The following is a 12,361-nucleotide window of genomic DNA, read 5'->3' as shown; positions in this document are numbered from 1 at the left end:
AAGCAATGAAAGGAAGCACAGCAATGGTCGAGCAGCAGCCCCCCGGCGGCCTGTCGGCTCGGTCCCGCACCGCGTCCTTGGTGACTCCCGAGAGTCTGTACCGAGCGATCGCCGGCCACCTGGTGGATGATCTCCCTGTCACCGGATGGGCCCGTGAACTCGGCGACCTGCACGCCGAACTCATGCCCGTCCGATTCCACGGGGCATCCCGGCGCGACGGCTTCGACGGCGAACTGGTACGCACGGAGATTCGCCGCGTGACGGCCGCGATCGATGCCTGGCGAGTGACCGGCGTACCCACCACGTCCCGTGGGCGAATGCATACCCATTCGCTGGGCGAGGTGATCAGCCACAATGCCGAGCTCTACGCGGAGGCGTCGTGGTGGATCCGGCACTCCATCGATGCCCGGATACGGCACGCGGCATGGTTTCGCCTGGCCGAGGCACGCGAAGGCTACCGGGAAATGGTCGACGAGACGCACCGAGGGCTTCTGCGTTTCCCGTCCGGGGTCACGTAGTACGCGGGAGCCGACAGATGGCGAAGAGGTTCGTGGCGAGTTCTTCGTACGGTCGACACAAGCTCGGGTCTCCGGTTGCGGGAGTCCGCGCCCGCCGGCGCCACCGATGACGTTGGCATACCACCACAATGACGTGGGCCGGAAACGAGCGATGGTCGAGTCGACCTGCGCGCGGCGCGATCGGCCGTTGCGATCGAGGATCGGCCGGCGCAGGTATCGCACGCGAGGTACGTCAGGACCTCCGGGGTGCCGGTTGTTCAACGGCATCACCGGCGTCGGAGTCGACTTCGTCGAGCGGGATCTCGGCGAGCTTTCGCAGTACGGGGCCGGCCAGATCGAGGATGCCGCGCTCGAGTTCGTTCAGTCGACCGGCCATGGCCGACGCCAACCAGTGATCACGTTGCGTGCGATCGGCGGCCACGAGTGCTCGGCCGGTCTGCGTGATCGCGACCAGTTGACGGCGACGATCGTGCCGGTCCTGTTCCCGGGTGATCAGCGCCGCGGCCTCGAGCGCATTCAGATTGCTCGTCAGTGACTGAACACGAACCCCCTGTCGCGCGGCCAGTTCGACCGGAGCACAGGGGCCGCCTCGTTCCACGTCGCCGAGTATCTGCATCTGACTCGGAGTGAGGAAGTGCCGGGGACGTTCACGGCGCAGCCGTCTGGTCAGCGCCAGTATCGACTCACGAAGTTCGGTCGCCGAGACGGAAGCATCGTCGGTCGACCCGCCACGGGAAACAGCCTCCACAGCAGCACTCTAGACCATCGCTATATATGAAGGTAAACCTTGGCAGAATTTCGTAAAGATCGCCGTACTTACAATAGTTTCACAAGACTGGACTTGCTATTATCCGGCCGTGTCGATTCTGCGCCCCGCCTTGCCCTGGACGATTCTGATCACCGGGACCGCCGTTGGCTGGGCGGCGTTGACCGCTGCACACCTGGCTGCGGCAGGTATGTTCGCAGGCCTCGTCGTGGCCGCGATGTGCGCGCTGCGCGGCGTGGGCCCCGCCGCAGTACCGCGCAAACTCGGACAATCGGCGCAAGCCGTGCTCGCGGTCGGAGTGGGACTACAACTCGATACGGCGACGTTGTCGGCGCTCGGCACACGGTGGATTCCGGCGGTGGGCGCGTGTGCGTCAACCCTCCTCGTCAGCATCCTGGCAGGTTTTCTACTGGGCCGGCATCGCGAACTCGACACATTTACCGGCGTGTTGGCCATGATCGCCGGCGGGGCGCACGGACTCGTGGCGGTCAGCAGAGAGATGGGTGGCGACGATCGCGTCGTCGCCGCGGTGCAGTATCTGCGCGTGGCACTGATCATTGTCACGTTGCCGCTGGTCTCCGCACTGATGCTCGAGCCGGCGTCGCACGACTCCAGCCCTACGCCCCCGATCCACCCGCCCTGGTATATCACCGCCGCGGTAATACTCGGCTGCCTCGCCATCGGCGTCGCCGTCGCCCGGCTTACCGGGTTACCGGCGCCCGCCACCCTCGGCCCACTGTTCGCGGCCGGATGCGTGGGACTCACTGGAGCCATCGACGGCATCACCGTCCCGCGAGTTCTGTTACTCATCGCTTTCGCTGTGATCGGCTGGCAGGCCGGACTCGCCTTCACCTGGGCGAGCGTGCGGGCGATCGCACAAATACTGCCTTCCGCCCTCGCCTTGATCGCGATCGTCGGCGCGGCCTGCGCGGGCCTCGGCCTCCTGCTCAGCCGCGCCACCGGACTCCGGCCGATCGAGGGTTACCTGGCAACCACACCGGGCGGGTTGTCGGCCGTGCTCGCCGTTTCCGCCGAAAGCGGATCCGATATCGCTTTCATCGCCGCCGTCCAGATCATTCGACTGATCACCGTACTGGCCGTAGTGCCCATCCTCGCTCGCGTGTGGAATCGCCGCCGAGGCCGGATGTCTCGCCGTTTGTCGGCGACACGGACCGACTCCACGTAGGACCGGTCCCGCGAACGATCAGCACGCGACAACGGGGACGAGGACCCGAAGGTCGCACCGAGTTGCGGACAACTGGGCAAAGGTGCCCAGCTCATGCAAGTCGGGATTCATGCCACGTGCGGTACCGGGTACCGACCGGGTCGCCCGACCCATCCCGTCGCCCTCCGGCCGGGCGACACACTGCTCCTCATCGACCGGAACCAGACGAACCGGTTGACCGCGGCCACCACGCGAAACCCGGAATCCCTCGACGAGGCCGGGTTGTATCGATCGACGACTTCACCCCGGCCGATCCGCTCGCGGTGGGTGGACTCCGCTGCCGCGTCGAGTACCGATTTCGGTCTCACCGGACCCGCACAACCACGGCCACGGCGCCGTCGAGGTCGTCCAACAGGAACTTCTACACAGCGGAGAACCCTTGCCACGATCCGCTAGATGATTCTTGTAGACCGCCTGATGGTTTATGTGCTAGCTTCGTCTCGTCGGAACATGACCTGGATCACTACCACCCTTCTGGTGGGTTCCGTCTCACATCACAACCCGTCGGGCTGTTCACGGAGGAACACATGCACTCGACCATCGATCGCTCGTCTCCGTCATCGGGGTCCACCGACGCACCGGTTCTGGTGCGCATGCAAGGCGTGAACAAATACTTCGGAACCCACCACGTGCTCACCGATATCGATCTCGACATCACCCTCGGCGAGGTGCTGGTGGTAATCGGCCCTTCCGGATCCGGCAAATCGACTCTGTGCCGTACGATCAACCGCCTCGAGCCGATCAGCTCGGGCCGAATCCTGCTCGACGGCGTCGAATTGCCGCAGGAAGGTACGGCACTGGCCAGGCTGCGCGCAGAGGTCGGCATGGTTTTCCAGTCGTTCAACCTCTTCTCGCATATGACGATCCTGCAGAACGTGATGCTCGGGCCCACGAAAGTCCTCGGCGTCCCGCGCAAACAAGCCGAGGCCACTGCCCGCCGCTTCCTCGACCGGGTCGGGGTCGGCAATCAGGCCGATAAGATGCCGGCCCAGCTCTCCGGCGGCCAGCAGCAGCGCGCGGCGATCGCCCGTGCCTTGGCGATGAAGCCGAAGGTGATGCTTTTCGACGAACCGACCTCGGCGCTGGATCCCGAGATGGTCAACGAGGTCCTCGAAGTGATGAAGGAACTCGCGGAGAGCGGAATGACGATGGTGGTGGTCACCCACGAGATGGCCTTCGCCCGGTCCGCGGCCAACCGAGTGATCTTCATGGACGCCGGGCAGATCGTCGAGCAGGCCGATCCACACGAATTCTTCAGCAGCCCGGAGTCCGCACGCGCCAAGGATTTCCTGTCGAAGGTCCTGCACTGACGGTCGCGTCGGAGCTGAAACGAAAAGGTTCTCTGCTATGAAGTTTCCCGTCAAACCGCTCGTACCGTTGCTGGCCGTGCTCAGCATCGCCGGTATCGCCGTGTTCGGCACCCAGTCGAGTGTGACCGCGGGCATCATTCCCGCGGTCGCGCAGTCGCCGCAGTTCGCGCCGGGCACGACAATGGACAAGATCGCCCGCGACGGAGTACTGCGGGTGGGTACCCGATACGATCACCCCGGCCTGACGGCCCGCAATCTGCGCGGCGAGCAGGAGGGCTTCGAGATCGATCTGGTCCGCTACATCGCCGGCAAATTGGGCATTCCCGCCGACCGGATCGAGTGGCTGGAGGCGAACTCGGCCAGCCGCGAGCAGTTGCTACAGCAGGACAAGGTCGATGTCGTCGTCGCGACATTTTCTATCAGCGACAAGCGCCGTAAGGTGATCAGCTTCGGTGGCCCGTATCTGGATATCAACAACGACCTGGTGACCGTGAAGGGTAATCCGAAGAACATCACCGATCCCCAGACACCGGCCGGGATAAAGGTGTGCTCCACGCTCGGCGGAGCGGTGTCGGCATCGGTTCGTAAGGCCTTCCCACAGGCCGAGCTGATCGAGTTCGATGTCTCGTCCAAATGCATCGACGCGCTCAAGAACGGCTCCGTGGACGCGCTGTCCACCCAGGGGCCGATCGGCGCCGGTTACGTGAGCAAGGACATCAAGGACCTGGAACTGATCAACAAGCCCTTCGCGGTCGAATCGTGGGGCGTGGGTATCGCCAAGGGCGACGTGGCATTCTGCGAGTTCATCAATACCGCGATCACCGAGTTCTACGCCGACGGCTCGGCCGCGGCGGCCTGGAGCCAAAGCCTCGGCCAGTACACCGCGCAGCAACCGGTACTGCCGCCGCTGCAGCCCTGCACCTAAGATTTCCGTCTCACCACGAGGACATCCCATGCACACCGTTGTCGAGAACTCCGGCGCTTTGATGAGGGGTTTCGGAGTTACGCTCGCGCTGATCTGCGCTTCGACCGTCCTGGCCACCATCGGTGGAACAATCCTCGCCTCGCTCCGAGTTTCCCCTATCCCCCTTCTGCAGTCGCTCGGCTCCGGATACGTCGAAACGTTCCGCAATGTCCCGGTCACTGTCATCTACTTCATGACCCTGTTCGGATTCCCGCAACTCGGTATCAGGATCCCGTTCTTCTGGGCTGCGGTCGCCGCCCTGACGATCTACTACTCCGCGTTCTTCTGCGAGGCCATTCGCTCGGGAATCAATGCGATCCCGGTCGGCCAGTTCGAGGCGGGCCGCTCCATCGGACTCACCTTCGGCCGCTCACTGCGCTACCTTGTGCTCCCGCAGGCGTTCCGCAGTGTCGTTCCGCCATTGATCAACGTCTTCATCGCGCTGACCAAGAGTTCGGCGATCGCCAGCGCGTTCGGTGTCGCGGAACTACTCACCCGCACCGAGGGGATCATCGCCGAAGAGAGCCATGCCGTGCTGTGGATACTGGCGGCCACCAGCATTCTCTACCTGGTGATCACCATTCCCGCCGGAACGATCGCCAATATTGTCGAGAAGAAAGTCGCGGTGGCCCGATGACAACAACAGCGACGAAACCGGCCACTCCCATGTACGACGTCCTGGGGCCGCAGGGACAACGCAAAGTCCGTAACGCCACCCGGGCGGGTGGCCTCGTGGTCGCCGCCGTCGCGGCGCTGGGGCTGTATCAGCTCGGCTCCCACGGCCAACTCGCCCCTGACCTGTGGTCGGTCCTGCTGGACCGGGACATGATGCGCAGCGTCCTCCAGGGCCTGCTCGCCACCATCACGTGCGCGGTCGTGTCCATCGTGCTGTCGGTGCTGTTCGGCATGATCCTGGCGGCGCTGTGTCTATCCGACAGCAAGGTGCTGCGCAACATCGTGCGGGTATGGGTGGAGATCTTCCGCGGCCTGCCGCTGCTCGTGCTGATCTTCTTCATCTTCCTCGGCGCACCCGAGTTCGGAATCGTCATCCCGACGTTCTGGGCTCTGGCCATCGGCATCTCGCTCTACAACAGCGCGGTGATGAGCGAGATCTTCCGTGCCGGGATCACCGCACTACCCCGCGGACAGGCCGAGGCCGCGGCCGCGATCGGTATGCGCAAGACGCAGATCTTCCGCATCATCCTTCTCCCGCAGGCGATCCGGATCATGCTGCCGGCACTGATCAGCCAGATCGTCACGATTGTGAAGGAAACCTCCCTCGGGTTCGTCATCGGCTACACCGAACTGCTGCGCAGCGGCCGGGTCGCGGTGGAGTATCTCGGCGGACAATACGCCATCCCGGTCTACGCCCTGATCGCGATCATCTACCTGCTGATGAACGGCGGGTTGTCCGTCCTGGCGCGCCGGATCGACGCACGCACATGAGGTGAGCAGAACCGCTTCCTCGGCAACCCTCCGACCATGGAGAGCGCAACCGGATGCCGGTATCCCGACCGTCCACACCACCGGTCGGGATACCGGCATCGCCGGTGCCGAGCCCGGACCGAGCGCCGATACCGGCCCGGCATGGACCTGAGGTTTCCGGCGCGGCGGGGACCGCATCCGGCCGGATTCGGTTCAGTCCAGGCCGGGGAGACCAACGGCCGAGATCTTCGCGGCGGCGACGCGGGTGCACTCGATATAGCGGGGCGTCCGGTCATCGGTGAACCGGCCGGTGGGCCCGCCCAGGGTCAACGCGGCTCGGACCACGCCGTGCCCGTCGACAATGGGGAACGACAGCCCGGAGGAGCCGAGCTCCCGCTCGCCGTGCACGAGCTGATAGCCACGCTCTCGACCGGCATCGATCTGCTGCCGTAGTTCCTCGGCGAACCCCGGCCCGTACGGTGAGTCCGCGGCCACATCGCCGACGATCTCCGGGGCCGCCTGCAGCAGGATCTTTCCGGCGGCCCCTGCCCACAGTGGATACGGCACACCGACCGGAATAACGCTTCGCACGGTCGCGGTCCCCTCGCACTGCGCGACGACGACCCGGGTCAGCCCCTGGCGGATGTACAAGTTCACCGTCTCGCCGGTATCGGCGCTGAGCTCCCGCATGACGTCGACGACCGCTTCGGGCGGAGCCCAGGTCCTGCCCGCCAGCCGGACCCAGCGCAACATCTCGGGTCCGAGGCTGTAGGAACCGTCCCCCCGGGTGGTCAGCACATTTCGCGCACACATCGTGGCGACCAGACGGACCACTGTGGTCTTCGGAAGTGCCGTTCCGTCCACGAGCTCTTTGAGAGTGCGCGTCGGATGCGCCACGTCGAACATTTCCAGGAGATCGATGACCCGGGTGACGCTACGGACACCGGAGTCGCTGACAGAGGGTCTTTCCGCCGAGTTCACCGGTACTGCGGTCACTGCTGATCCTCCCTACTCAGTCTTTTGTTCGCGCCACCACTCTACGGTTCACCGAAACCGTTATCCACGGTAACGGTGCCCGCGGGCGCCACACAGGGATCTTAAAAACCGTCAGACGGTATTGATAGACCACTAGATGGTTCCAATGATAGGGTGGGGCCGTTGCACGACATGCTCTGGTCGGTGTGGGAACGCCCACGGAAAGGATCTTCCGATGAAGCTGCTCGACGGAGTCCGGGTTCTGGATCTCACCAATGTCCTGGCAGGCCCGTACGCGAGCTACCAGCTCGCATTGATGGGCGCCGACGTCATCAAGGTCGAAGTGCCCGGCAGCGGCGACCTGGCCCGCCAGCTCGGCGCCGAGCCCGGCCTGTCCGCGCAGAAGCTGGGCGCCGCATTCGTCGCCCAGAACGCCGGTAAACGCTCCATCACCGTCGATCTCAAGAAGGACGCGGGCAGGAAAGTGTTCGACCGGCTCATCGCCGGTGCCGATATCCTCGTCGAGAACTTCCGGCCGGGCGTCCTCGCCCGACTCGGCTACTCGTGGGAGAAACTCCATACGGCGAACCCGCGGCTCGTGTACTGCGCGATCTCCGGTTTCGGGCAGACCGGTCCGATGCGGCACCGACCGGCGTACGACCAGATCATCCAGGGCCTGTCCGGGATGAGCGCGGTCACCGGCACGTCCGAGAGCGCGCCGCTGCGGGTGGGATTTCCGGTCTGCGACACACTCGGCGGGACAACTGCCGCCATGGCCATCAACGGAGCCCTCGCATCCCGCGCCCGCACCGGGGAAGGGGTCTACCTCGACGTCTCGATGCTGGAGAGTTCACTGACCGCACTGGGCTGGGTCGTCTCCGATTACCTCATCGCCGGAAACCCGCCGGTTGCCAAGGGCAACGAAAACCCTACCGCTGCACCGTCCGGCACCTTCGAGACCGGCTCCGGCGCTCTCAATATCGCGGCCAACAAGCAGGAACAGTTCGAAATCCTCTGCAAAGTGATCGGTCGCGAAGATCTCATCGACGACAGCCGCTTCGCGCTGCGCGATGACCGCAAACTCCGGCGCCGCGAGCTGCGCCTCGAGATCGAGGCCGCCCTCGCCGGAAAAACCGCCCGCGAGTGGGAGCCGCTGCTCAATGAAGCCGGCGTACCCGCCGGACTGGTACTAGACGTCGCCGAAGCCCTCGACCTCGACCAGATCACCGAACGCGAGCTGGTTCACCGGGTCGACCTGCCCGACCGGACGGTGAGCATCCTCGGCACCGGCTTCCACGTCAACGGCCGGCCGCTGGCACCGGAGTCCGGTCCCCCGGAACTGAGTCAGCACACCGACGAACTGCTCACCGATCTCGGATTCACCGCCGACGAGATCACCGGCCTGCACACAGAAGGTGCGGTATGAACATCACCGAACGCGTCCGGGTTCCCGGCGCGGCAGATACCACCATCGACGACGTCACCGGCTGGTGGCGGACCGAGATCAGTGACATCTCACCCGGCGTCATTCGCTACCGCGGCTACGCCATCGAGGACCTGATCCCTGCTGTCTCCTACGCCGACATGGTCTGGCTGATGATCCGCGGCGAACGGGCCGCTCCATGGCAGAGCCGACTCCTCGACGCCGCGCTGGTCGCTGGGGTCGACCACGGCCCACAGGCTCCGTCGATAGCGGCCACCCGGATGGCCGCCACCTGCGGGGTCGGACTCAACAATGTCATGGCCACCGGCGTCGGAATGCTCGGCGACGTCCACGGCGGCGCCGGTGAGCAGTGCATGGACGTGCTCGCCGAGATCGTCGACCAGGCCGCCGACCCCACCGATCTTCGCCCGGTCACCGACCGCATCGTGGCCGAATATCGATCCGCGCGACGATATGTGCCCGGGTTCGGGCACCGCTTCCATCCGCGTGATCCCCGCCGCGATCCATTGCTGTCCCTGGTCGCCGCAGCCCGGGACGACGGTGCGGTATCCGGCCGGTACCTGGCCGCCGCGCTCGCCCTCGAACAGTCCCTCGCCGCCGGACGGGCCCACCCGGTTCCGATGAACATCGACGGCGCGACCGCCGTCGTCTACGCCGAACTCGGCTTCCCGCCGCCGCTCGGCCGCGGGCTGTTCGTTCTCTCCCGTTCGGTGGGTATCCTCGCCCACGGCTGGGAACAGATCCAGCAGGGCGGCCGGAACAAAGGCCCCATCCCCCGCACACTGCTCCCCACCTACACCGGGCACCCGTATCGCAGCGTCGAGAACACGACCGATGCGGCCCGCTGATCGCCGACGCGGGACACCGGCGGGGCCGGACCGCTCGACCTGGGGACAATTCGACACAGAGCCCGAGCGCGGGATGGCCAACTATGCCGGGCCCGAATGTGTACGCGACGCCGCCCGCCTGGTCCGGCGCGGGACGGCGTTCGGGCTCGACTACCCGCTCCACGCGTTCGTGCCGTCGCCGGCGACGCAGCGCAGTGCACCGAAACATCGGATGATCTCCCGGCACCGCGACCACCGCGACGACTATCTGGATAGTTTCTGGCCGCAGGCTTCCAGCCACCTCGACGGATTGCGGCACCGGCGCCACGCGGAGCACGGCTTCTACAACGGCACCCCGGACGAAGCCGTGGTTGCCGGCAGCCCCGCTCTCGGTATCAACCACTGGTCCCGGCGCCCGATCGTCGGCCGCGGAATCCTCATCGATCTCGGTCGTCACCGCGAAGCACTGGGGAAACCCATCGATCACGCGCGCGGCGAAGCCCTCTGCGTCGGCGAACTGGATGAGGTGCTGGCGGCGCAGAATGTGCAGCTGCACAGCGGCGACCTCCTGCTCATTCGCACCGGATGGGCGCAGTGGTTTCTCGAGAACGCCACCGCAGCCGAGCGGACGGTGGTCAACGACACCAGAACCTGCACCGGCCTCGCACAGTCGCGCGCCGCGATCGACTGGTTCGCCGACCATCGGGTCGCACTCGCCGCATCCGATACGTTCGCGCTCGAATGCCTGCCCGCGGTGGAGAAATCGCCTTTCGGCGCCGACACCGATCACGGCATGATGCATCAGGAACTCATCGCCCTGCTCGGCCTTCCTATCGGTGAGCTCTGGAAACTCGACGAACTCGGCGAAGACTCCGCGCGGGACCGATGCTACGAATGCCTGCTGACCGTGAAGCCGCTCAACCTCGTCGGTGGTGTCGGCTCACCCGCCAACGCCACCGCGATCAAATGATCTCCGGATGCCGCGTCCCCGGGCCCGCACGAATCTTTCGACAACTGCCACGCCACCAGCGGAAACAGGCATAGGTAGGTATCCCGTCACCAATTGTCTCGAACCTCCCGATGCCATCCCGTCCCAAGAAGCACAGGCTGGACAACAAGGAGATTCCGGCAATGAAAGGACGTTCAGAATGATCGAGCAGACGGGCCGCTCGCCGTCAGCCCCGGACGGGTCACTCCCCGAGCCGGACCATCTGTACCGGGCCATCGCCGGCCACATCGTCGGCGGCTCCCCCGTGTTCTCCTGGGCGCGGGAACTCGGTGATCTACACGCCGAGCTCCTACCCGTCCGCTTCCGCGGCACACGCGACCCCGGCGAAGAACGCATCAGATCGGATATCCGTCTGGTGGCCGATGCGATCGACCTCTGGACGACCCGGCATATCGCCGCCCCCGCCGGAGCACGCTTGCACACCCACCCCTTGGGCGCAGTGATCAGCCACAACGCCGAAGTGTATGCCCGAGCGCAACGTACCGCACTGCATTCCGCAGACGAGCGGATCCGATATACAGCATGCAACCGGCTGGCCGAAGCCCGTCAGGGATACACCGAAATGATCGAAGAAGTACAGCGGCGGCGTCTGCGATTTCCGGCGATAACAGCACCGCAATACACGTCGATTTGAACAATCGACAGCCCATCACAGCCGCCTTCCGAGGAGAGCGAAATGCAGACGGAAACGCAACGAGAACTGAACCGAGACTTCACCCGGTGGATCGCACTCATCGACCTCGCCGGCCATGCCGAAAACGAGGTCGAAAGAGAGAGACCGGCACTGTGCGCCGCGGAACTGAGCCGCAAGTGGAGAACCGCAGCACCCGTGGAATGGGATGCCATGCGCGCACAATACGCGCCCTGGACAGGCGACCGAGCAGCCGATTCACGCCGGCTCGTCCCCGGAAGCGGCTCATGCGGAGTTGCGCCGCGGTCGACCGGCCCCGGGCGAGGCGGTTGAGCTGCGGCAGTCTTCGAAGCAGTCGCGCCCTTCTGCGTACGTACCTGCCTCCGGTAACTACTTTCCGAAGCCCAGGCGAGTAGGCGCGCCGGTGAATGTTCCCACCAACCGGTTTCGTGAACCCGGATGGAGCAGGCGCGCGGCGCTGACCAATCCTCGCGCCGACCAGGTTCGCCGGCGAATCAGCAGACAGGGTTCCGAACGTTTCATACGAAGTTGTCGGCATTCTTCGGCATCGCCCAGGACTGCCTCGACGATATGTTCACCGCGCACCAGCGGAGCGACCTCGCTCAGATAGTTGTTCGGTGTCTGCAGTGCGAAATCCTGATTCAGATAATCCGGCGCCTCCCTCGGATTTACGTAGCGGTCTTCCAGCTGAATCGGCGTGTCGTCCTCGAAATGAACTATCAGCGAATGAAAGACAGTGCCCCGCAATTCGTCTCCGATAATCGCGTGTTCCGCACCGGTGTCCTCCTCACGGACGAAGATAACCTCCGTTCGATGACTGTGGCCCCGCTGTTGAATTTCATCGGCGATATTCCTCACCTCGAACAATGAGGACACCGATTTCGGCGGAGCGACAAACGTACCGACACCCATCATTCGTACGAGGAGCCCGTCGGCGGTCAGTTCGCGTAACGCACGATTGATTGTCATACGAGACAATCCGAGGGTCGTGACCAGTTGATTCTCCGAGGGCAACTGGTCACCCTCCGACCACTGGCCCGAGGTTATCTGCGAGACGATCAGATTCTTCACGCGTTCGTACGCGGGAGCCGATTCGTTCCCCATATCGTTGAACAGCGCCTTGAGCTCAGTATCCACGTCTGCGACCGCCACTTCGGACCCCTATCCTTTTGTTATTGTGTTGCTCCCGCCGTTCAGTCCCCCCGTGCAGACGATTGCCTACTGCCGGGAATACCTGTGACACATA

13 protein-coding genes are annotated in these 12,361 nt (G+C 64.7%); 10 read left to right on the top strand and 3 right to left on the bottom strand.

The window, feature by feature from the left end:
* Positions 1 to 5: 5 nt before the first annotated feature.
* Entirely contained in the window at positions 6 to 518 is a 513-nt protein-coding gene (locus ACWEWT_RS12410) for a hypothetical protein (RefSeq protein ID WP_452558448.1), read from the top strand.
* A 232-nt stretch (positions 519 to 750) separates the two neighbouring features.
* On the opposite strand, the gene ACWEWT_RS12405 is transcribed toward ACWEWT_RS12410, so the two are convergent.
* A complete protein-coding gene (locus ACWEWT_RS12405) occupies positions 751 to 1,134 on the bottom strand; it encodes a MarR family winged helix-turn-helix transcriptional regulator (protein ID WP_452558831.1) in 384 nt (127 codons plus the stop codon).
* A 241-nt stretch (positions 1,135 to 1,375) separates the two neighbouring features.
* Between ACWEWT_RS12405 and ACWEWT_RS12400 the strand changes: the two genes are divergently transcribed.
* The 5 genes from ACWEWT_RS12400 (at position 1,376) to ACWEWT_RS12380 (ending at position 6,229) form a co-directional block, all read left to right on the top strand.
* Entirely contained in the window at positions 1,376 to 2,470 is a 1,095-nt protein-coding gene (locus tag ACWEWT_RS12400; protein ID WP_452558447.1) for an AbrB family transcriptional regulator, read from the top strand.
* Positions 2,471 to 3,102: 632 nt separating this feature from the next.
* Entirely contained in the window at positions 3,103 to 3,819 is a 717-nt protein-coding gene (locus tag ACWEWT_RS12395) for an amino acid ABC transporter ATP-binding protein (protein WP_452558829.1), read from the top strand.
* Between the two features lie 37 nt (positions 3,820 to 3,856).
* On the top strand, positions 3,857 to 4,744 hold the full coding sequence (locus tag ACWEWT_RS12390) for a glutamate ABC transporter substrate-binding protein (RefSeq protein WP_452558445.1): 888 nt from the start codon (positions 3,857 to 3,859) through the stop codon (positions 4,742 to 4,744).
* Positions 4,745 to 4,772: 28 nt separating this feature from the next.
* Positions 4,773 to 5,420 (top strand): amino acid ABC transporter permease, encoded by a 648-nt coding sequence (locus ACWEWT_RS12385; protein ID WP_452558444.1) that lies wholly within the window; start codon positions 4,773 to 4,775, stop codon positions 5,418 to 5,420.
* A complete protein-coding gene (locus ACWEWT_RS12380; protein WP_452558442.1) occupies positions 5,417 to 6,229 on the top strand; it encodes an amino acid ABC transporter permease in 813 nt (270 codons plus the stop codon). Before ACWEWT_RS12385 ends, ACWEWT_RS12380 begins: the two co-directional genes overlap by 4 nt.
* Positions 6,230 to 6,421: 192 nt before the next feature.
* On the opposite strand, the gene ACWEWT_RS12375 is transcribed toward ACWEWT_RS12380, so the two are convergent.
* On the bottom strand, positions 6,422 to 7,204 hold the full coding sequence (locus tag ACWEWT_RS12375; RefSeq protein WP_452558440.1) for an IclR family transcriptional regulator: 783 nt from the start codon (positions 7,202 to 7,204) through the stop codon (positions 6,422 to 6,424).
* A 214-nt stretch (positions 7,205 to 7,418) separates the two neighbouring features.
* On the opposite strand from ACWEWT_RS12375, the gene ACWEWT_RS12370 reads away from it, so the two are divergent.
* From ACWEWT_RS12370 to ACWEWT_RS12355, 4 genes are all read left to right on the top strand, one after another.
* Entirely contained in the window at positions 7,419 to 8,609 is a 1,191-nt protein-coding gene (locus ACWEWT_RS12370) for a CaiB/BaiF CoA transferase family protein (protein ID WP_452558439.1), read from the top strand.
* Complete coding sequence (locus ACWEWT_RS12365; RefSeq protein WP_452558437.1) at positions 8,606 to 9,475, top strand: citryl-CoA lyase; 870 nt, start codon at positions 8,606 to 8,608, stop codon at positions 9,473 to 9,475. Before ACWEWT_RS12370 ends, ACWEWT_RS12365 begins: the two co-directional genes overlap by 4 nt.
* A gap of 73 nt (positions 9,476 to 9,548) precedes the next feature.
* Positions 9,549 to 10,424, top strand: coding sequence for a cyclase family protein (locus tag ACWEWT_RS12360; RefSeq protein WP_452558435.1), 876 nt, complete (start codon positions 9,549 to 9,551; stop codon positions 10,422 to 10,424).
* Between the two features lie 178 nt (positions 10,425 to 10,602).
* A complete protein-coding gene (locus ACWEWT_RS12355) occupies positions 10,603 to 11,097 on the top strand; it encodes a hypothetical protein (RefSeq protein ID WP_452558433.1) in 495 nt (164 codons plus the stop codon).
* Positions 11,098 to 11,484: 387 nt separating this feature from the next.
* Here ACWEWT_RS12355 and hutC read toward each other — a convergent pair whose 3' ends face one another.
* Positions 11,485 to 12,219 (bottom strand): histidine utilization repressor, encoded by a 735-nt coding sequence (hutC, locus tag ACWEWT_RS12350; RefSeq protein ID WP_452558828.1) that lies wholly within the window; start codon positions 12,217 to 12,219, stop codon positions 11,485 to 11,487.
* Positions 12,220 to 12,361: the final 142 nt, after the last annotated feature.

This window comes from Nocardia sp. NPDC003963, assembly GCF_053605105.1.
This window is presented reverse-complemented; position numbering and strand designations above follow the sequence as displayed.